19 protein-coding genes are annotated in these 19,557 nt (G+C 64.2%); 10 read left to right on the top strand and 9 right to left on the bottom strand.

Annotated features, from left to right (window positions below):
- The 3 genes from VMI09_09850 to mauA form a co-directional block, all read left to right on the top strand.
- On the top strand, positions 1-531 hold a 531-nt coding region (locus VMI09_09850), incomplete at its 5' end, for a S24 family peptidase (GenBank protein HTQ24989.1).
- 314 nt (positions 532-845) lie between these two features.
- Positions 846-2,000 (top strand): amine dehydrogenase large subunit, encoded by a 1,155-nt coding sequence (locus VMI09_09845; GenBank protein HTQ24988.1) that lies wholly within the window; start codon positions 846-848, stop codon positions 1,998-2,000.
- 133 nt (positions 2,001-2,133) lie between these two features.
- Positions 2,134-2,655 carry a methylamine dehydrogenase (amicyanin) small subunit gene (gene mauA / locus VMI09_09840; GenBank protein ID HTQ24987.1) on the top strand — a complete coding sequence of 174 codons (522 nt, stop codon included), beginning with the start codon at positions 2,134-2,136 and terminating at the stop codon, positions 2,653-2,655.
- 144 nt (positions 2,656-2,799) lie between these two features.
- On the opposite strand, the gene VMI09_09835 is transcribed toward mauA, so the two are convergent.
- The 4 genes from VMI09_09835 to VMI09_09820 form a co-directional block, all read right to left on the bottom strand.
- Positions 2,800-3,315, bottom strand: a complete 516-nt coding sequence (locus VMI09_09835) for a hypothetical protein (protein HTQ24986.1) — start codon at positions 3,313-3,315, stop codon at positions 2,800-2,802.
- 149 nt (positions 3,316-3,464) lie between these two features.
- Positions 3,465-3,815, bottom strand: coding sequence for a cytochrome c (locus VMI09_09830; protein ID HTQ24985.1), 351 nt, complete (start codon positions 3,813-3,815; stop codon positions 3,465-3,467).
- 50 nt (positions 3,816-3,865) lie between these two features.
- A complete protein-coding gene (locus VMI09_09825) occupies positions 3,866-4,132 on the bottom strand; it encodes a hypothetical protein (protein HTQ24984.1) in 267 nt (88 codons plus the stop codon).
- A 66-nt stretch (positions 4,133-4,198) separates the two neighbouring features.
- Entirely contained in the window at positions 4,199-5,731 is a 1,533-nt protein-coding gene (locus VMI09_09820) for a hypothetical protein (protein HTQ24983.1), read from the bottom strand.
- Positions 5,732-5,790: 59 nt separating this feature from the next.
- Between VMI09_09820 and VMI09_09815 the strand changes: the two genes are divergently transcribed.
- Together VMI09_09815 and VMI09_09810 are read left to right on the top strand one after the other, a co-directional pair.
- The gene (locus VMI09_09815; protein ID HTQ24982.1) at positions 5,791-6,543 is read left to right on the top strand and encodes a universal stress protein; all 753 of its coding nucleotides are present in this window, start codon (positions 5,791-5,793) and stop codon (positions 6,541-6,543) included.
- Positions 6,544-6,600: 57 nt separating this feature from the next.
- On the top strand, positions 6,601-8,115 hold the full coding sequence (locus tag VMI09_09810) for a sigma 54-interacting transcriptional regulator (protein ID HTQ24981.1): 1,515 nt from the start codon (positions 6,601-6,603) through the stop codon (positions 8,113-8,115).
- Between the two features lie 43 nt (positions 8,116-8,158).
- Here VMI09_09810 and VMI09_09805 read toward each other — a convergent pair whose 3' ends face one another.
- Entirely contained in the window at positions 8,159-8,671 is a 513-nt protein-coding gene (locus tag VMI09_09805; GenBank protein HTQ24980.1) for a CBS domain-containing protein, read from the bottom strand.
- Between the two features lie 311 nt (positions 8,672-8,982).
- Here VMI09_09805 and VMI09_09800 point away from each other — a divergent pair, with 311 nt between their 5' ends.
- Genes VMI09_09800 through VMI09_09790 form a run of 3 tightly spaced genes read left to right on the top strand, consistent with a single transcriptional unit; the run spans position 8,983 to position 14,101 of the window.
- Complete coding sequence (locus VMI09_09800; GenBank protein HTQ24979.1) at positions 8,983-9,789, top strand: universal stress protein; 807 nt, start codon at positions 8,983-8,985, stop codon at positions 9,787-9,789.
- 48 nt (positions 9,790-9,837) lie between these two features.
- Positions 9,838-11,475 carry an AAA family ATPase gene (locus tag VMI09_09795; GenBank protein ID HTQ24978.1) on the top strand — a complete coding sequence of 546 codons (1,638 nt, stop codon included), beginning with the start codon at positions 9,838-9,840 and terminating at the stop codon, positions 11,473-11,475.
- A complete protein-coding gene (locus VMI09_09790; GenBank protein ID HTQ24977.1) occupies positions 11,468-14,101 on the top strand; it encodes a cation-transporting P-type ATPase in 2,634 nt (877 codons plus the stop codon). The genes VMI09_09795 and VMI09_09790 overlap by 8 nt, the downstream gene beginning before the upstream one ends.
- Positions 14,102-14,158: 57 nt before the next feature.
- Here the strand turns inward: VMI09_09790 and VMI09_09785 are convergent, their stop codons facing one another.
- Entirely contained in the window at positions 14,159-14,299 is a 141-nt protein-coding gene (locus VMI09_09785) for a hypothetical protein (GenBank protein ID HTQ24976.1), read from the bottom strand.
- A 160-nt stretch (positions 14,300-14,459) separates the two neighbouring features.
- On the opposite strand from VMI09_09785, the gene VMI09_09780 reads away from it, so the two are divergent.
- A complete protein-coding gene (locus VMI09_09780) occupies positions 14,460-14,624 on the top strand; it encodes an Hpt domain-containing protein (GenBank protein ID HTQ24975.1) in 165 nt (54 codons plus the stop codon).
- Between the two features lie 27 nt (positions 14,625-14,651).
- On the opposite strand, the gene VMI09_09775 is transcribed toward VMI09_09780, so the two are convergent.
- Together VMI09_09775 and VMI09_09770 are read right to left on the bottom strand one after the other, a co-directional pair.
- Complete coding sequence (locus VMI09_09775) at positions 14,652-15,431, bottom strand: alpha/beta fold hydrolase (protein HTQ24974.1); 780 nt, start codon at positions 15,429-15,431, stop codon at positions 14,652-14,654.
- Positions 15,432-15,439: 8 nt separating this feature from the next.
- On the bottom strand, positions 15,440-16,624 hold the full coding sequence (locus VMI09_09770) for an LLM class flavin-dependent oxidoreductase (GenBank protein ID HTQ24973.1): 1,185 nt from the start codon (positions 16,622-16,624) through the stop codon (positions 15,440-15,442).
- 238 nt (positions 16,625-16,862) lie between these two features.
- Here VMI09_09770 and VMI09_09765 point away from each other — a divergent pair, with 238 nt between their 5' ends.
- Positions 16,863-17,897, top strand: coding sequence for a cobalamin-independent methionine synthase II family protein (locus VMI09_09765; protein ID HTQ24972.1), 1,035 nt, complete (start codon positions 16,863-16,865; stop codon positions 17,895-17,897).
- A 16-nt stretch (positions 17,898-17,913) separates the two neighbouring features.
- Here the strand turns inward: VMI09_09765 and VMI09_09760 are convergent, their stop codons facing one another.
- Entirely contained in the window at positions 17,914-19,362 is a 1,449-nt protein-coding gene (locus VMI09_09760; GenBank protein ID HTQ24971.1) for an amidohydrolase family protein, read from the bottom strand.
- Positions 19,363-19,557 lie beyond the last annotated feature (195 nt).

Here is a 19,557-nt window from a genome sequence, read left to right as displayed (position 1 = left end):
TCCGGGCGCGGGCAACCGAGCATGATCAGCCTGGTCAACCTGGCTCGCGCCGCGCGGGTTTCGATCGAGTGGCTGGCAACGGGTCAGGACCCGCCTAAGGGCGAAGCGCGAGGCGCCGAGCCGGGAGAGTACGTGCATCTGCCGAGCAGCTCGGTGCGAGTGGCGGTCGGACGAGGGAGTGTGCAGAGCCGACAGATCGTCGACTACCTGGCCTTCAAGGCTGATTGGATGCGCCGGCGTATCGGCATCGATTCGAAGAGCCTCATGTTGATCGAGGCGGGAAGCGACTCGATGGCGCCAACGATCGAAGAGGGAGATCTGATGCTGGTTGACTTGCGAGAACCGCGATTTCGCCACGACGGAGTTTACGTATTGCGCGCCGGAGGAGAGCTGTCGATCAAGCGTATCCAGCGCCGCCCCGACGGCAGGCTGATCATCCGCAATGACAACGCCGCATACGAGCCTTCGGTCGTGGCGGCGGACAACGTCAATGTCGTCGGTCACGTAATCTGGATCGCCGGAAAGTTGTGAGGGGTACGCTGACAGGGGCCTTGTCGGGGTGCACTGGCCGCAGGCCGCGCGGGTCTGGAAAGACGCGGGGTTTCCGAATAGAAGGTGATCGAGCTCGGAGAGTTTAGACTTCTTGATCGAGGCAGGCGATGCCGTTCGCGACTTCGTGAAGGAGTCACTCCTGCCGGCGTAAGCGCCGACAGAGCGCTACCTCGGCAAGCGCGATCGACAACCCTCGCAATCGTCCGGAGCCTCAACTCTGGACGAGCCCGATCGGCCGTCAGCGCTCGTTGGCGGCGGGGGCGTGCGCAACGCAAGAGTGCAGGAGAACTGGAATGACAAAACGGTTGGGCCTCCTTCTCATCGCAATCCTCATGGGCGTGACCGCGCGGAGTGGTGCGGGCGCGCTTGCTCAGATGCCGCCCAACGAACAGGTAACGGTGTTGCAGCTGCCGCCGGCCTCTCCGCATTGGGTTGCGGCGATGGCTCCGCTGGCGGGCTCGATCATGCTGACGCCGATCGTGCTGATCGACGGCGACACGCAACAGGTGATCGGCAACATCTCGGGCGGGCTGGCCGCGATGTTCGCGCCCGCGCCCGATCACAAGTTCTTCTACACGGCGGACACCTTTTATTCGCGCGGCACGCAGGGCGATCGCACCGACGTCCTGACGGTTTACGACGCCACTCATCTCTCGCGCATCGGCGAGATTCCGCTCACCAACAAGCGCCAACTCGCGATCGCCGATCCGACCTCGATGGCCGTGACGCCGGACGGGCGCTTCGTGCTGATGTTGAATTTGACCCCTGCGACCTCGGTCACCGCGGTCGATCTCGAGAGCAAGAAAGTCGCGGGTGAGATTCAGACTCCGGGATGCTCGGAGATCCTGGTGCTGGCCGAGCGGCGGTTCGCCTCCGTATGTGCGGACGGCTCGATGCTGACGACGACGTTCGACGACAGCGCCAAGGTGACGGAGCAGAAACGCACCGAAAAACCGTTCTTCGACGTCGAAAAGGATCCGGTTTTTCAATTGCCGGCGCTGATGGACAGGAAGGCCTACTTTGTCAGCTACCACGGGATGGTTTATCCCATGGACCTTGGATCGAGTCCGGCAGCGCCGGGAGATGCGTGGTCGATGCTGAGCGAGCAGGAGAAGAAGGACGGATGGCGGCCCGGCGGATGGCAGCCGGTGGCGGGCTATGCGCCGGGACATCTGATTTTCGTCCTGATGCATCAGGGCGGCGAATGGACGCAAAAGATGGGCGGCCCGGAGGTGTGGGTCTACGACGTCAACGATCGCAAGCGCGTCGCCAAAATTCCGCTGCCGCTGGTTTCAAACGCGATCCAGGTGAGCCGGGACGACAATCCGCTGCTGTTTGCCCTGGTGACGAGCGATTCGAAAATGCAGATCTTCTCGGCGCTCAAGGGCAGATATATGGGCACGGTTAACGAAGTCACACAGCATCCATACACCCTGTTCGGACTGTAGGAGGTGAGCGCGCGGTCCGCGTGAGCGCGCACCGGGCAAGTGGCATCGCCGTGCAAGCGATGCTAATTGGCAGGGATACAGCCGACGGGCCTTCGCAGGATTCCGGCGCGGCTTGCAAAACAGGAGACGGCGAATGGACCTACTGGTGGAACGTCTATCGCGAGCGGTAGCACAGCGGACCTCGCGGCGGGGCTTTTTGGGCTACCTGGGCAAAGCACTGGTGGGCGGGATGATGATTCCGCTGCTGCCGATCAACCGAGTGGTCGAGCAGGCCATGGCGCAGAGCGGGGCGCAGAGCGCGCCAGAGGGCGAGGGCGGCGATTTGACGAGCTGCGACTACTGGCGCTACTGCGGGTTCGACGGGTACCTGTGCAGCTGCTGCGGAGGCGCGCTGACCTCCTGTCCGCCGGGAACGGTGGCGTCGCCCACGTCGTGGGTGGGAACTTGCCAGCATCCGACCGACGGCAAGGAATACATCATCGCGTACCGGGACTGCTGCGGGAAGGACGTATGCAACCGCTGCTTCTGCGACAACAACAAGGGGCAGGTGCCGATCTACCGGCCGCAGCTGGACAACGACATCATCTGGTGCTTCGGGGCGAAGAACTTTGCCTACCACTGCACCACGGCGATCCGGCTCGGTGCGAAAACCTGAGCGCGCAAGGCAAATAACTCTGCGAGAGCATACGCCGCGCGAGCGACAGCCGCGCGGCGTATGCCTATAAAGCCAAATCAACCGGCTCCCCCGTTGGGTTTTTTCTGGTTGACTTCCGCTAGCCTGAGAGCGCGGCCGCCGCAGTTATTCGTTCGCGGTCTTGGCGCCCGGGCGGGCGAGCGGCACGATCTGCGCTATGTCGCACTGGATCATCGCGGCCAGCTTGTTGTCGATTTGGTAAAAGCGGGTCGTGTTGATTGACGAGATTGCGGCGCGGAATTTGGGAACGAACTCCTTCTGCACGTCGAGGCGCGCCTGCTTGATCTCGATCACCTCGTCGAGCTTCTTGGTCGCGTCCGCATCGGTCAGCGTCTGATAGTGCTCGGCGAAGGACTTGACTTCGGCGGCATGGCGATCGTCGAGCTTATCCATCTTGGCTTCATAGGCGTCGTACAGCGGCCAGAAGGCCTTGGCCTGCGCTTCGGTGAGATTCATATTTGCGCCGACGATCGCCTTACGGTCCGCGCGCGCCGCGGCGATATCCAGTTGGCGCTGCGTTTTCGCGGAGCTCTTGGTTTGCGCCGCCGCCGGACGAGCCGCCCCGAGCGTGCAGAAGATCGCGAGTGCCGCGCCGGCGGCGAGATACTTGGTTGCGCTCATCAGAAACCCCCTCCCTCGAAATGGGCCCGCCGGTGGCTAAATGGTATTTCGGCGTAAGCCGTCCGGCTGAAGGTATCCGAAGAGCCGACGGTGCTCAAGCGCACGCAGTGGCGCGCGTTCGATGAGCCGTAGGTCCGCGCCGCAGCCGCTTATTTCTTTTTGCAAAAGGTGCGGACGAAGCCAACCAGGTCGTGAATTTCCGCGTCGGAGAGACCGTCGCTCCAACTCGGCATATCACCTGGCAGGCCCGCCGCGGCGCCGCCGCCCTTTATCACTTTGAACATCGTATCGTCCGAGATCTTCTGCATCGCCGCACAATCACTGAAGTCCTGAGCCTTGGTTGCCAGTGAGGCGGCGGAAGGTCCGTCGCCATGACCTTCGGGCCCGTGGCACTTTACGCAGTAGGCGGTGTAGTTGTCCTGGGCGCTGTCGGCGCGCGCGGGCACTCTCGTCAGCGCGACCATCGCCGCAACACCCAGCAGAATCGTCAGGTTCTTCATTTGCCGTATCGGTCTCCTTTCGTCCCTTGTGGATTGGATTTCCACTCGGCCTAGTGCGAACTCTTGAGATACTCGGTCAGCGCGCGCGCGTCCTGGGCCGGAAGATTAGCCTGGGTCCGCATATGCATCATGATGATATTCCATTGCGCGGGCGAAAACTCCGAGCCCGGACGCGCGTTGTGGCACTGCGCGCAATAGACCGGCCACAGCTTCGCGCCCTGTTTGAAGAGGGCGCGTTGCTCCTGTTCAGGCTGCTGCGCCAGCGCCGAGCCAGCGCTGAGCATGAGCAGCAGGATCGCGATCAGTCGAATTATCATGTTTCGGCCTGGTGAGGTCATTGTTATTCCGCCCCTCATGATTATCTCGTTCTTCACGAGTTCGCCTCAGAATCCGATCGCGAATTGCGTCAGGATCGCCTGATCGTTCGGCGTGGCTCCGACGCTCCCTACCGTGGGCGTGCTCGCACCGTTGAAGGTGTAAGTGGTGCCGCCGGCCCGCGGCAACTCGAGATCGAGCTCGGTCTGCCAGACGATCGAAGGCGCTATCCAGTAGTCGAGGCCCAGCGCGACTTCGCGCGCGTGCGGCGCGAAAATCGAGGGCGAGCCGCTAAAGCCGAAGCTCGGATTGGTTGCGATCTCGTCGGTGACCACGGCGCGCTGATTGACTCCCGAATAGCGCACCAGCGGCTCGAGCTTGGCGAGATACTGGTCGAACTGGCCGAGGCCCGGGAGGTGCAGTCCGTTCAGGAAATAGCCGACCTGGAAATACCATCCCTGGCGATTGTCGGGACCCGATCCGGCCGGCATTTGGCGATAGGCCGAGATCCAGGCACCGCGCGTCTGCAGGTTGTTACGCAAGTAGGCGAAATCCACGCCCCACGCGTTCAGCCACAGGCCGTTCTGCCACTTGCCGTTGTACGTCGAGGCTCCCAGCTCCAGCCGTCCCAGGTTGCTGTCGAGCGGAAACGGATATACGCGGAACCGTCCGCCGTATGCCCTGCCGTTAGTGTTCGTTTGGATGTTGGTCGAGCCGTTGAGCTCCTGGCCGATAACCGGCTCGGGCAAGGACGAATCGTAGCTCGGGCCGTTGGCTACCCATACGGTGTAGTCGGCATCTTGCCCAAGCTGACCCCACTGATAGGCACCTCGCAGCTGCATTCCGATGTCGGTCGGCGGCACCAGCGCGGCGGCGCCATAGGGCAGCGGTGCGGTGATGAAGCGGTTGACCCAGAATGGCCCCTGGGTTTCGTAAAAGTCGCCGAAGGGCTGGTCGAAGATGCCCAGCACCGCTTCCACGTAGTCATTGAGAAAGATCTGCGCGGTAGCGACCGGCGCGTCGAACGAAGCGCCGGAGCCGGGATCATAGCTGGCCTCGAAGGTCCCCTCGAATGCCATCCAGTCGGTCGGGCGGTAGAGCAGGATCGGCTCGAAGTCGAGGCTGAAGGTGTTCTGGTTGAGTTTGTGGTCGTAGATGTAGTCGATCGCAGCGCCGCCCGTGAGCGTGAACTGATGCGTACCCCAATAGCCGGCGAGCAAGCGGTTGATTTGCGGCTCGGTCGGGCCGGCCGCCACCTGGGCCTGGATCTGTTTGAGCTCCGCATCGGTCTTCGTTTGGAGCTGCTGGTCGCTGTTCTGCAGTTGCTGGGTCGTGCTCTGGAGCTGTTGATTACTCGTGCGGACCTGGCGGTTCTGCGACTCGACGTCGTCGAGCTTTTGTTCGAGCTTCTCGATTAGTTGGCGGTCGCGGGCGCGATCGGCCCGGAGTTGCTTGAGCTCGCGTTCGACCTGCTTGAGCGCCTTGGCCTGCGCCTCGGTATCGTCCGCGAGCGCCTTGGGCGCGGCCGTCACCGTAGCCATCCCAAGGACCATCGCCACGAGCGCGATAGTCCCCCACACTCCAGCCTTTGAAGATGCCATGAGTATCCCCCCTTGTGACGCAACGCCTTATCAGAGCTGTGCCGCAGACAGCAACGACTATGCCCGAGAAGGCATGGGCGAAGCTCGTCCCCGCGGCGTATTTATCCGCCCCGTTGGCTCAGCCTGATCAGTGCCAACCGATTGCCGAAACAGCAGCTCATAGTCACGATATATTTGTGCCGGTCCGTTTTTTTACGGAATATGTGTTGCTATTGGCGTCAGATGTTTTGTATCCATTGGCGCCAAGTGCGTGGCAGAAAGGCGAGTTGGAGCCAGATATCGCCATTTCGTCACATCGACGATGGTCCGGCTTTTGCGTTCAGTTTTTCGATGAGACGAAAACCAAAGCAATTATGAAGCTCTTTAACAAAATTCTCTGCGCGGTAGAGTTTGACGAATCCTCGCCAACCGTAGTGCATTTTGCGCGTGAAATAGCCAAGGAATACGGCGCGACGCTTTGCCTGCTGCACGTTACGCCGCTTCCGCTCAACGCCACCGAGTTCTCGCCTATTCCGATGGATCCCTATCCGGTTTGGGAGAAGACCGCGCGGGCCGAGCTCGAGAAACTCGCGGCCGCACATCTTGAAGGGCGAGGCGTTACCTACAAAATTGAGACACGGAGCGCCGAGGCCGCCGACGGCATCCTCGGACAGGCCCAGGATATGGACGCCGACCTGATCGTGCTGGCGACGCATGGCCGCAGGGGGGTGAGCCATTTTCTGATCGGCAGCGTCGCCGAGCGAGTTATCCGCCGCTCGCCGCGGCCCGTACTGGTGGTCAGGCCGCGAGAGGTTGCGCCTGGCAGTAATTAGCGGCGCCGCGCGACTCGTGGCCAAAGCGATGCATGCTTACCGAGCCGGAGTAATCTTATGAGTTCGTCTCCGGCGCAAGCCAGGCCGTCCGCCGTGCCGTCCGCGCGCGTCGGCAAACTCAGCTACTATCACCTGCTCTGGGATCATGAGCTGGCCGAGCTTGCGCCGATCATGGAAGCGCTCGCGACTCATCGCAGAGAAGTCCTAGAGCACTGGTATCAGCTTTACCTGCTCCACTTCGGCGAAGAACGTTCCCTCGCGCAAAGCGAGTTCTTCGAGCTCTGCGGGCTGGACCTTGATGCCACCACCGAGACGCTGCGCGCAGGCACCTTCGAGCAGTTCGTGATCCGGATGCGCCGGATCGGGGTGGCGCTCGCGGAGCGGCGGGTGCCCTTCGCCGAGGTCGTCGCCTCGATGCATCTGTTCGAGGAGAGTGCGATCGCGAATTTTCCGCCCGCGGTCGATCCTTCGATGTACCGGGTGTTCGACAAGGTCAGCCACTGCCGCATAATCGCGCTCTCTGAAGCGTATTTCAGGGATCAGGCGGCGCTCGCCGCGGCGCGCATCGAGAGCCTCGAGAAAGAAGCCGACCTGCTTGACGGACAGCCACGGACGAACTTTCATGGCCTGGTCGGCGTGGCGCCGGCGATGCTGCGGCTGCGCGCGCGGATCGAGTCGGCGGCAGGCGTGCGCGGCACGGTGCTGATCGTCGGCGAAAGCGGCACCGGCAAGGAGTTGGTGGCGCGCGCGCTGCATGAGTGTTCGCGCACCCCGACGGCTCCGTTCGTTGCGCTCAACTGCGCCGCAATTCCGCGCGACCTTATCGAAAGCGAGCTTTTCGGTTACAAGCGCGGCGCCTTCAGCGGCGCCGCGATCGACTACCCGGGGCTGTTTCGCGCCGCCGAGGGCGGCACGCTATTTCTCGACGAAATCACCGAGATGAGCGCGGCCACCCAGAGCAAGCTGCTGCGTGCCTTGCAGGAGCGCACGGTACGGCCGGTAGGCTCGACCCGCGAAGTGCCGTTTGACGTGCGGGTTGTCGCTTCGAGCAATCGCGACCCGCAGACCGCGGTCAGCGAGGGCCACCTGCGCGAGGACCTCTACTATCGACTCCAGGTCAACCTGATCGAGGTCCCGCCGCTGCGCGAGCGGCTCGAGGATCTACCGCTGCTCGCCGACCATTTCATCGCGCTCTTCAACCGGCGCACGATGAGGGCAGCGCCGATAATCGGGGTCGAGCCCCAGGCGCTCGAGGCGATGAGCCGTTACAGCTGGCCCGGCAACGTGCGTGAGCTTTCCAACGCGATCGAATCAGCGTTCACCTTCGGGGAGTCAAATATGGTCCGCCGCGCGGACCTGCCCTCGGCGATCGCGATTGCCGCCGGATTCGCTCCCGCCATGCAGAGCGCACCTGCAGCGAATACCGGTACGCTGAGCATCAGCGATACCGAGTGCGACCTGATCCGGCGGGCGCTGACCTCGACCGGCGGTAACAAGCTTCGCGCGGCCAAGCTGCTCGGCATCTCGCGCAAGCGCCTTTATGCCCGCCTGCGCCGATATCGAATCAAGTGAAAGCCGCGCTCCCCTTGCACGGGTGTCGGGCGCGCGTCCCCGCTCAGGCGCGCGCCCGGCGCCCGGCGCTTCCCGCGACCACGTCGCGTGGTTGCCCGGTTTCTTCCCAAGGCCGGTGAACACCCCTCTTCCTTTCGTGGTTCGCCAGCGCGAGGAAGGCCCGCAGCACGTCGGTGCGGGTGAGGATGCCCCGGAGCTCTCCGCGATGCACCACCGGCAGCGCGCCGATCCGTTCGCGCCGCATCAAGACCGCCGCCCGTTCCATCGTGTCGTAGGGTTCGATCGTGATCGCGTTGCCCGTCATTACCGTGTCGACGGTGACCTCCGGAGACTGTCGCCGAGCCTGCGGATGATCCGGCGAATCTTCTGCGAGCGTGCGGATCGTAACCATCGCGTCGCGCAAGTCGCGGTCGGTCACCATACCCACCAGCCTGCCGTTAAGCATCACGGGCAGTTGGTTGATCCGATGCTCCTTGAGCAGTCCGCGCGCGTGCACAACTGAAGTGTGCGGCTCGACGGTGAGCGGATTCGCGGTCATCCAATGTTCGACACGCATGGTCCTGGCCTCTCCCGCGAGATTTCTTTCGTTCACTTCTATCGCGCTGCAATTTGACTGCCAGGGATTAAGCCTTTGAAATCCCAGGATTTTTGCGGCCTGGCCTGCGTGTTGCTCCTTTTGCGTGCGGGTTCATTCGTTACAGAGTCGATCCGTGTATCCGTTGGACGCAATGTTGACGCTCGCAGGGCGCATCACTCGAATATCCGACAAGGATTTCACTATCCGCTCCATTCTTCCGCTGGCACGACTCTGGCTTCCTCGGATACCGAAAACGTGTCGGCAAAGCCCGCCAGCCATGGAGGTAAAATATGGCTTTTCCATACAGACGGATCCTCGCCCCAATCGAGTTCGATGAGACTGCGCATGCGGTGCTGGAGTCGGCGATGCGGATTGGCGCGCAGACGGGCGGGACAGTGTTCCTCACACACGTCGTCCCGATGGTCATCGCGCCGACCGGGATGCCCAATTACGTGGACATCTACAAGGACCAGGAAAAGATCGCGCAGGAGAAGATGGAGGCCATCGTCCAACGCCAGCGCGCGGAGGTCAAATGCGAATTGATGACCCGGATCGGCGACCCGGCCCATGAGATCCTGGCCCTGGAGCGGCAGATTGCGGCCGATCTGATCGTCCTCGCGACCCATGGTCGCAAGGGCGTGCGCCGGATGCTGCTCGGCAGCGTGGCCGAGGCAGTGCTGCGCGACGCCACCTGTCCGGTCATGACCGTGCAGCGCCAGGAGTCCGACGTGCACCTGGTCGCCAAATGGATGACGCCCGATCCGATAAGCGCCGAGCCGGCCGAAAAGCTCGCGGCCGTGCGAGCCAAAATGCTTTCCGGCCACTTCCGCTCAATGCCCGTGGTGAGCGGGGGCAAGCTCGCCGGAATCATCACCGATCGCGATCTGCGCCGCCACGAGGGTTACCTCGACCATACCGAGGTCAGGCTCGCGATGACCACCGAAGTCGTTACGGTTGGGACCACGACCCCGATTCACGAGGCCGCCAAACTCCTGCTCGAGCGCAAGATCGGAGCACTGCCTGTGGTCGAGGGCGAGCGTCTGGTCGGAGTCATCTCGACCAGCGACGTGTTGCGCGCGTTTGTGGAGACGACCTGAGCGCCGCGCGCGCTGAGACTAGCCGATACGGATGCCCTGGTGACCGTGATGCCGACGCGAACGCAGTGCGCCGAGGCCATGCAAGGCGACCTGCCCGAGATCGTGGGCGCGATGTTGCGCACGGAGATTTATCCCGAGCGTCCGCGCACGGTTGAGCTGCGCCAGACCCACATTTCATACGTGTTTCTCGCCGGAGACTACGTTTACAAGATAAAGAAGCCGGTTCGCTTCCCGTTTCTCGACGCTTGCACGCTCGATCGGCGCCACCAACTGTGCCTCGAAGAGGTCCGGCTTAATCGGCGGCTCGCGCCCGACGTCTACCTCGACGTCGTACCGATCCTCTGCCGCCGCGACGGCGAATTCGCACTGGGAACGGCCGGCACGGCGGCGGCCGGGACCGAGGACGTGGTCGAGTGGGCGGTCCGGATGCGCCGGCTCGACGAAGACGCGATGCTGGATCGGATGGTGGCCGAGGGCAAGGCGAGCGTGGCGCAGATTCGCGCGGTCGCCGCGCGGCTCGCCGCATTTCATCGTACAGCTTCCTCCGATCGGGGATGGAAATATGGCGCCGCAGCCGCGATCTGGCGCCTGGTGCGCGGAAACCTTGGCGAGCTCGCGCTCGAGTGCGCGCGCACGCTCGCACCGGCCGATTTGGACGAGCTCGAACGCTTCGCCCATCGCACGATCGAAGCTCGCTGGAGCCTGCTTAACCGCCGGGCCCTCGGCGGCCGCGTGTGCGAGGGCCATGGGGACTTGCGTTGCGAACACGTCTCGCTGGCCGGCGGCAAGATCACGATCATCGACTGCGTCGAGTTCAGCGATAGCCTGCGCTACGTGGACGCGGCCTCCGACGTGGGATTTCTCGCGATGGATCTCGATCGCTTGGGCGCCCACGGACTGGCGGACGAGCTGGTCGCAGCATATCGCGAAGCCTCGGGCGATGCCGACCTTCCGCCGTTGATCCCGCTCTACAAATTCCATCGCGCGCTGGTGCGCGCCAAAGTCGAGAGCCTGACCAGCCGGGACCCTGCGGTCGAGCCTGAGCATCGCGCCGCCGCTGGCGCCGCCGCGGCCCGTTATGTCGCGCTGGCGCTCGAATTCGCGCGCGAGTCGCGACCCGCGATGCTCGTGGTCTGCGGGCTTGCGGGCAGCGGCAAATCGACCGTGGCGCGCCGCCTCGCGGATCGGCTCGGATTCGATTGGCTGCGCTCCGACGAAATCCGCAAGCGGCTCGCTGGCGTCGCGCCCGTCGTGCGCCTCTCCGACGGCTACGGGGCGGGCGCCTACAGCCGCGAGTTCACCGAAAAGACCTACGCCGCCCTGCTCGATGAAGCCTCAGCGCATCTCGGCAGCGGCGCCGGCGTGATCGTCGACGCGACCTTTGCCGCGTCCGTTTATCGCGCCCGGGCACTGGCGCTTGCGGCGCGCGCTCGCGTGCCCGTGCTGTTCGTCGAATGCATGGCGAGCCGCGATGAGATCGTGCGCCGTCTCACGGCGCGTGCCGCCCGCACCGATGAAGTTTCCGACGCGGGCGTAGCGACCTATCTGCGCCAGCGTCCGGAATTCGCCGCGCTCCAAGAGGTCCCCGATTCCAGCCATCTGGTGATCGATACGGAGCGCGGCCTCGAAGCGGCCTGCGCGTCGATCGTCGGACGGCTAAAGAGCCTCGGGCGCGCCGGTGGATGACGACGACGCTGCCGCGAGCGGCAACCTCGCCGCCGGCGGCGCCGACGCCGCCGGTGAGTCGTCAGGTGCCGCAGTCGCCGCCAGTCTGACGGGACTTGGCAGCAAAGAAGCCAGAGCCCGGCTCGCCGAGTTTGGCCCCAACACGATGGTCGAACGCGCGTGCGGCGCGCGTCTTTTGCGGTGGCTCGCGATGCTGGCCGATCCGATGGCGCTGATGCTGGCCGGGGCGGCATTACTTTACCTGCTGCTTGGCAAGCTGCATGAAGCGGCCGTGTTGTCGGCCGTCGTCGTTCCGGTTCTGAGCGTGGACGTGCTGATGGAGGCGCGTTCGCAGAGCGCACTCAAGCAGCTCGCGAGCGCCGTGGCGCCGCGGGCGCGAGTTCTGCGCGACGGACATCCGGAGGAAGTTCCAACCGCTGAGCTGGTGCCCGGCGATCTGCTGCTTTTCCGCGAGGGCGACATCCTGCACGCCGACGGCATCGTGCGCAACGCCGCGAACCTCGCGCTCGATGAATCGCAACTGACGGGCGAATCCGAGCCGCGGGAAAAAACCGCGCATCCCGGCGCTTCTCCCGTCGAAGCTGGCGATAGTTGCCTCTTCTTCGCCGGCTCGATGGTGCTGGCAGGGCAGGGCGTGGGCGAAATCACCGCCACCGGCCGGCGCACGCGCTTCGGCAACCTCGCCCGCCTGGTCGGCGAGAGCGAACTTGAGGCGACGCCGATGCAAATCAAGACGGCGCGCGCCGCGCGATGGCTGGTCGGGATCGCACTCACCCTTTCGGTCGCGATTTTCGCCGTGCGATGGCTTGGTGGCGTGCCGCCGCGCGAGGCTCTGCTCTACTCGGTCAGCCTCGCGATGTCCGCGGTGTGCGAGGAAATAGTCGTCGTGATGACTCTTTTCCTGACCTTGGCGGCGCTCAGGCTCAGCCGGCAGGGCGTGCTGGTGAAGCGCCTGGCGAGCGTCGAGACGCTGGGCTCGACCACCGTCATCTGCATGGACAAGACCGGCACGCTCACGGCCGGCAAATTCGCGCTTGAGGTCGTTCGCGCGCTTGAGGGGGGACGGCTCGGCGAGCCCGCGCTGCTGGAGGCCGCTGCGCTCGCCTGCGAGCCCGGCGCGATGGACTCGCTCGAGCGGGAAATCCTCGCGTACTGCCGCCGCCACGGCGTCGACGTGGAAACGCTACATCGACAGTGGAGACTCGCCTACGACTATCCGTTCGATATCGCGGGCAAGCACATGTCGCATGTGTGGACGCGCGTTTCCGGCGGCGACGGCGCTGCCGGAAGCGCATGCATTGTGGCCAAGGGGTCGCTCGAGGGGATCCTCGAACACTGCAGAGTCGATCTCGCCGATCGCGAACGCGCGCTGGCGATGAACTCGGAGATGGCCAGGCAGGGGATGCGCGTGATCGCGGTCGCCGGCCGTTTAGCCGCCGCCGGCGCCTCCGCCGGTTCCGTCGCCGCGGGCGCTGAAGGCTCTTCGGCGCAAGCGCCCGCCGGCTTCAGCGGCCTGCGCGAGCAGGACGAGCGCGACCTTGCGCTGTACGGATTGCTGGGCTTTCGCGATCCGCTGCGCGCGGAAGTTCCGGCCGCGGTCGGCGAATGCCAATCGGCCGGAGTCGAGCTCAAGCTAATCACCGGCGACCATGCGTTGACGGCTCACGCGGTGGCCGAGGCTGCGGGAATAATCCATGACGATAGCTTGATCGTGAACGGCTCCGATCTCGCGCGGCTCGGTGCGGATGCGGCGGCCGATCTCGCGCGCCGCGCCAGCATCTTTGCCCGCGTGCAGCCTGAGCAGAAATATCAAATTATCGACGCCCTGGTGCGCGCAGGCGAGATCGTCGCGATGATCGGCGACGGCATCAACGACGCGCCCGCGCTGCGCCGAGCCCACATAGGCGTGAGCATGGGAAGGCGCGGCACCGAGGTCGCGCGCGCGGCCGCCGACCTCGTCCTGCTGGACGACGACTTCGCCGCCCTGGTGCATACCGTGCGCGAGGGACGCCGTGTGTTCGGCAATATCCAGCACTCGCTCCGATACCTGACCGGGTTCAAATTCGCCCTGGTGGGCCTGGCATTGCTCGCACCGATCCTGGGGCTGCCAATTCTATTGCTGCCGGTCGTGCTGGTGTGGCTCGAACTGATAGTGCATCCGGTCTCCGCGCTGGCCTTCGAGGGCGAGCCGGGTCCATCGGACCTGATGCGGCGGTCGCCGCGCGATCCTCGCGCTGCGTTGATCGGCCGCACGCGTGTTGTGCGCTCGGCGTGCTCGGGTGCGGTGCTGACGCTGGTGACCCTCGCCCTGTACGCGGCGCGCCTCGGCCGCGGCGTGGCCTACGCGCGGGCGGCAGCGATGGTGGTGCTAATTGTCGGGAGCCTGTTCCTGATGTGGGCCGAGGTGGCAGGTGACCGAGCGTGGTGGAAGACTCCGCTGCCGGCGCGTGCGAGTTTCTGGATCGTGACCTCGACGGTCGCTGCGAGCCTGCCGGTCTTTATGACATTTGCTCCGGCGGCCTCGCTTCTGCAGGTCGCGCCGATTGCGGCGGGCGACTGGGCGATCGCCGCAGCACTGTCGATCGTTCCCGTGATATGGCGTGCGGCCGGCACCTCCGCCGGCTGATCGCTGCTCAATCGGCGACTGCCCCCGACACCCCCCCCTATTTAGTTGCACGCGAGATTAGGCGCCCGCGCCCATGATCAGCTCGAAAATCTGGATGACGGCGGGACCGAGAATGATGATGAGCATCGCGGGCAGAATCAGCAGCACCATCGGCAGCAGCATCTTGACCGAACTCTTTTGCGCCGAGTCCTCGGCCACCCATCGACGACAAGACCATCCAGGAACTCCGCGAAGAGGGTGGAGACCTGTTGAGCGACCTGGTGCAGATGTTCATCGACGAGGTGCCCGGCCGGTTGGTGACCCCGGAAGCGGCGCTTGCCAAGGGAGACGCGGGCGCCGCCAGGCTCACCGCGCACACATGAAGGGCACCGCCGCCAACTTCGGCGCCTCGCGGATGCAGGCGCTCGCGAGCGCGCTCGAGATGAAAGGGCGCGCCGGCGCGCTCGAGGGCGCCTGGGCCCTCCTGGTTCAGTTGCAGGCCGAGTGCCAGAGAGTGCGCGCGGCGCTCGAAGCCGCCCGCTGACCGCCAGGCCGCGCGGCCCGGCGCCATCTATGAATTGAGGAACTCCAGCGTATAACGTGCCGTGTCGTCAGCCTTCTCGAGCGGCGGCAGATGCCCGCATCCTTTCACGATCGAAAGCTTCGCTCCCCGGATCTTCTCTTCGTAGAGACGCCCGTGTTCCAAGGTTAGCAGACGGTCGGCCTCACCCCACAAAATCAGCGTGGGAGCCCTCACTCGATAGAGCCGATCCGCGAGCTTCGGATCGTGCAGATACGGATTCCAGGCGACCCTGGCGGTGGCCTGGCGACAGGTCAGCATCAGGTCGAGCATTTCCGGCGAAGGCGAGTCGGAGACCAGGCTCTGGGCCAGCGCAGAATTCGAATCAACGAAAAGCAGCGCTCTCGTCTCGGCCGGGCTTGCGGCGAAAATGTCCGGGATGAAATTGCCCGCGACATTAAGCCCCATCGCGTCGATCAGGACGAGCTTGCGCACGCGATCCGCGTAATGAACAGCGAGTTCCGCGGCGATCCATCCGCCCAGCGAAAGGCCCGCGACGTGCGGGCGCTGCAAATCCAGTTCGTCCAGCAAATCGGCATAGTGAAAAGCCAGGTCATCGACGGTCTCCACGCGCTCCAGACCTTCCGAAGTTCCAAAGCCCGGATGTTCGGGAACGTAGATAGTAAAGTGGCGGCTCAACAGATCGAAGAAAGGAAGCCATCGCACTTCACCAAGCAGTCCGTGAAGGTATAGAAGCGGCTCTCCCGATCCCGCGCGGAGAAGACGAATCCGGGCGCCACGCACGTTGACGAACTTCTCTTGAGGCGTCATCTCCGCTCCTATGCCGCCTGCGACCACTTGTCTTCCATCGCTTTGAATTCGCGCTTGAGGAAGGGCATCACGTCGGACGCAAACAGCTCCATGTTCCTGATCGTGCGGTCGTGCGGCATATCGCCGAAATGAAGCAATGGCAGCAGGAGGCCGAAATTAAGCTCCCTGATATACTTGACCAGCCGTTCGCGGACGGTTTCGACGCTGCCCAGCAGGCAATAGCCCTTGTCGTTCAGTTCCTTTATGTCCATCGCTTCCCAGTTGAGCTCGTGCGCGAAGCCGGTGATGCGGCGCATCGAGGAAACCGACGTATATCCGGGCGGAAACAGCATCTCCCATTTGTGCCGCAGTCCCTTGTGATATAGCCAGAGCGCATGCTCGCCGGCTTCCTCTAAGGCCTGCTTGTCCGTCTTGGCCACGTAGATCGGGAACAGGTGCCCCATCTGATAAGGAGACGGTTCGTACCCGAATCCGCTTGCGGCTTCGCGGTAGGCGTCGAAAAACCATTTCACCAAATGGTCCGGCATGAATACCGCGAGGTAGGCATACTTGCGCGCCGGGTCGGCGCACCATTCCACGGTCTCCTTGCTGCCGAAGCCGGGTATCCAGATCGGCGGATGAGGCTTCTGCAGCGGGCGCGGCCATATGTTTACGTAGCGCAGCCGGTAGTGCTTGCCTTCGAATGCGAACGGTCCGGGCCTGGTCCACGACTGAACAATCAGGTCGTGAGCTTCTTTGAAGCGCTCCTGGGAAAACGTGGGATTGATGCCCATCGAGTAGTATTCGTCGCCGATGCCGCGGACGAAGCCCGAGATGATCCGGCCGCCGCTGATGACGTCGAGCATCGCGACTTCCTCCGCGACCCGCAGGGGATGATCGCGAAGCGGCAGCCCGTTACCGACCATCGCGATCTTCATGCGGCTGGTTCGCCGCACCAGCATAGCCGCCATGATGTTCGGCGACGGCATCGTGCCGTACGCGTTCTGATGGTGCTCGTTGACGCACACCCCGTCGAAACCGAGCTTTTCGGCGTACTCGAGTTCGTCGAGATAGCGGTTATAGAGAAGATGTCCCTTTTCCGCGTCGTAGTACCGATTGGACAAAGTGACCCAGGCGGAAGGGTGTTTGCTCTTGTCGCTGAAGTCGGCAGGAAGGTCCGGCCACGGCATCAGATGGAAGAAGTAGAATTTCATATAGCCTCGTGATTCGGACGGCTGGTGGGTTTGAAACCCGGCTCCGTGGCGCGCCCACAGCCGGGAGCAGTAAAGAAACTCGCCCCCGCCGCGCGTGAGGATGATGAGCTACTTCTTTGTCAATCGTCAAGCGCAACCGGTTGCCGCAACGCGCCGAAGGCGTCATGATTTGCGCGGTTTGAGGCACGTAATCGCCGCCGTCGATTAGTCCGCCATCGCGCTGGCGAGAGGGTACACCATGAGTGAACGGATGCTTCTGCCGACCACCGTGGTCGGCAGCTATCCGCAGCCCGACTGGCTGATTGACCGCGAAAACCTGGCCAAGCGGCCGCCGCCGCGCGTGCGTGCGCGCGAGGTGTGGCGAATCGCGGACCGCTTCCTCGAACAGGCACAGGATGACGCCACCATCGTCGCCATCCATGAGATGGAAAGCGCCGGCCTCGATATCATCAGCGACGGCGAGATGCGCCGCGAGAGCTACTCCAACCGGCTCGCCAATGCGCTCGGCGGCGTTGACCGCGAGCGTCCCGGTAGCGCGATCAGCCGGAGCGGAAAACCCGACGTCGTGCCGCTGGTCTCGGGTCCGATTTGCCGGCTTGCTCCGGTCGAGGTGCGCGACCTCGCGTTTTTGCGCGCGCACACGACGCGCAAGGTCAAGATCACGCTGCCCGGGCCGTTCACGATGACGCAGCAGGCGCAAAACGCGTACTATCCCGACGAGGATTCGCTCGCGATGGCGTACGCGGAGGCGGTCAACGCCGAAATCAGAGACCTCTTCGCCGCCGGCGCCGACGTGGTGCAGATCGACGAGCCTTACATGCAGGCGCGCCCCGAGCAGGCGCGGCGCTACGGGCTTGCTGCGCTAAATCGTGCGCTTGCGGGAGTCACGGGCACGACCGCCGTGCATCTCTGCTTCGGCTACGCTTACATCATGAAGGACAAGCCGTCGGGGTACTCATTCTTGCCCGAACTCGAGAACTGCCTTGCGCATCAGGTGTCGATCGAGGCCGCGCAGCCGCGGCTCGACCTCGCGATTCTGAAAGAGCTGCCCTCGAAGACGATCATCCTCGGCGCAATCGATCTCGACGATCCCGCGGTCGAGAGCGCGGCGACGGTCGCCGGCCGTATCCGCGCGGCGCTGAAATTCGTCGCGCCCGAACGCCTGGTGATCGCGCCCGATTGCGGGATGAAATATATCGCGCGCGACGTGGCGCTTGGGAAACTCAAGGCGATGGTGGAAGGCGCGCGCATTGTCCGCGCGGAACTCGCCTGACGGCGCCCGGCTTCGTTCAGCCCTCGGCCAGCAGCGCGCGCGCTTCCCGCTCTACCGCCGTGCCCTTGAAGAAATCCGGGTTAGTGCCCGCCCACAACCGGACCGGATTGGCGAACACGAAGTCGCGGAAGTCGGCCTCGCTGATAAGCTCCTCGTCCACCAGCTCCCACGCCTCGGTCAGCACGTCGGTCATGTCGGGAACGTCGAAATGGCCGATGTCGGAGCCGAAGATCGCGTTGAGCCGCGCGCGGTACGGATTCGCCCGCGTGTTGAAGGCGTAAGCGTTGCCCGGATCGTCGGCTTCGCAGCCGAAGTAGAAATTGGGGACGAAGAGATCGCGGATCTGCTCCGCGCGCTCGATCGCGCATGGCTCGAAGTCGTCGAGCGATGCGCCGGGGTCGGCGGTCCGCGGCGAGTACGCCTCGCCCTCGGGTCTCCAGCGCGTAAGCTGCGCGGCCAGCGCCGCGCCCCCGTAGCGCTGAAACAATTGCGCCAGCAACTCGCGATTGAGATTGGCGGGGTCGATGTCCCCGAGCGCCTTGGGATTGCGTTTTTTCCAATGGCCGATGAGGTCGCTGTAGAGCCCGCAGGCCCATGCGGCGCCGCCCTCGAGAAAGGCGACCTTAAGCTTCGGAAAGCGCCGCGTCACGCCGCCCAGGAAAAGCGCCTTGCAGACCGCCTCGCCGGCCGCGCCGAAGTGTCCGATATGGTTGAAAACCGCATTCGAGGGCGAGATGCGTGTGCCGACGCCCTTGGATACCGTATGAAAGGTCGGCGCGATGCCAAGCTCGAGGCATTTCGCCCAAACCGGGTCATAGTCGTAGTCGCTGTCGAGCGCGAGCACGTCGAGCCACTGCGCGTAGGGATTGGGCTCGCCGCCGGGTCTGGCCGCGGCGCGAATCGGACGGCGGAGCAGGCTCGGCATCATCGCGACCTTGAGCCCCAGCGTCTTGACCGCGTACTCCAATTCGACGATCGCCTCCGCCGGCGTGTGCATCGGAATCATCGCGACCGGCGTCAGGCGGTCGCTATACTCACGGAAGTGCTCGGCCGAGTAGCGGTTGAACGCGCGACAGGTCGCCTTGCGCGTCTCCTCGTCGGCGATGAACGGGATGCGCAGCGCGGCGGTCGGATAGAGCACCGCGAAGTCCATCCCCAGCTCGCCCATTCGTTCGTAGAGCAGCTTCGGGAGCATCGCGGTCGCGCGGTCGAGCGTGTTTTTGGTCGGCAGGCCCCACCAGACCGGCTGATCGAGCCGGCGCTCGCGCCGCTCCTTGAGCGGGACCGTCAGATGCCATCCCTCGTAGGGGCGGTTCTTGAAGCCGTCGGCGGCGCGCGCTCCTCCAACCTCCTTGAGATAGTCCATCAGGTCCGGCCCGAACTCGACCCAGTGGCCGTCGGAGTCGATCACCGGATGCTTCAGACGGGCCCGCAGGGCGGATTCGGAAGCTGGCTTAGTGGACATGGCGCGTCCTCCCGCTAAGATCGTCATCTAACCGCAGACCGGCGCGTTGTCCAGCCTCGCGGACGTTTGCGGAACTCCACAACCGGGGCGAAGCTGTGCTACATGGCAGCCAGGCGGCAGACGCGAAACTGACTCCGGAGGCGACTGGCATGGCTGAGGCAAAGGCGAATTCCACGATGCTCGCGGGATGCCGGG

The organism is Candidatus Binataceae bacterium (assembly GCA_035500095.1).
In the GTDB taxonomy this organism is placed as follows: Bacteria; Desulfobacterota; Binatia; order Binatales; family Binataceae; genus JAKAVN01.
The sequence above is the reverse complement of the archived record's forward strand: the minus strand, read 5'-3'. Positions and strand labels throughout refer to the sequence as shown.

Coding starts and splice junctions, on each gene's coding strand:
- VMI09_09845 (HTQ24988.1), top strand. CDS start 846: ATGACAAAACGGTTGGGCCTCCTTCTCATCGCAATCCTCATGGGCGTG.
- mauA (HTQ24987.1), top strand. CDS start 2,134: ATGGACCTACTGGTGGAACGTCTATCGCGAGCGGTAGCACAGCGGACC.
- VMI09_09835 (HTQ24986.1), bottom strand. CDS start 3,315: ATGAGCGCAACCAAGTATCTCGCCGCCGGCGCGGCACTCGCGATCTTC.
- VMI09_09830 (HTQ24985.1), bottom strand. CDS start 3,815: ATGAAGAACCTGACGATTCTGCTGGGTGTTGCGGCGATGGTCGCGCTG.
- VMI09_09825 (HTQ24984.1), bottom strand. CDS start 4,132: ATGATAATTCGACTGATCGCGATCCTGCTGCTCATGCTCAGCGCTGGC.
- VMI09_09820 (HTQ24983.1), bottom strand. CDS start 5,731: ATGGCATCTTCAAAGGCTGGAGTGTGGGGGACTATCGCGCTCGTGGCG.
- VMI09_09815 (HTQ24982.1), top strand. CDS start 5,791: ATGCCCGAGAAGGCATGGGCGAAGCTCGTCCCCGCGGCGTATTTATCC.
- VMI09_09810 (HTQ24981.1), top strand. CDS start 6,601: ATGAGTTCGTCTCCGGCGCAAGCCAGGCCGTCCGCCGTGCCGTCCGCG.
- VMI09_09805 (HTQ24980.1), bottom strand. CDS start 8,671: ATGCGTGTCGAACATTGGATGACCGCGAATCCGCTCACCGTCGAGCCG.
- VMI09_09800 (HTQ24979.1), top strand. CDS start 8,983: ATGGCTTTTCCATACAGACGGATCCTCGCCCCAATCGAGTTCGATGAG.
- VMI09_09795 (HTQ24978.1), top strand. CDS start 9,838: ATGCCGACGCGAACGCAGTGCGCCGAGGCCATGCAAGGCGACCTGCCC.
- VMI09_09780 (HTQ24975.1), top strand. CDS start 14,460: ATGAAGGGCACCGCCGCCAACTTCGGCGCCTCGCGGATGCAGGCGCTC.
- VMI09_09775 (HTQ24974.1), bottom strand. CDS start 15,431: ATGACGCCTCAAGAGAAGTTCGTCAACGTGCGTGGCGCCCGGATTCGT.
- VMI09_09770 (HTQ24973.1), bottom strand. CDS start 16,624: ATGAAATTCTACTTCTTCCATCTGATGCCGTGGCCGGACCTTCCTGCC.
- VMI09_09765 (HTQ24972.1), top strand. CDS start 16,863: ATGAGTGAACGGATGCTTCTGCCGACCACCGTGGTCGGCAGCTATCCG.
- VMI09_09760 (HTQ24971.1), bottom strand. CDS start 19,362: ATGTCCACTAAGCCAGCTTCCGAATCCGCCCTGCGGGCCCGTCTGAAG.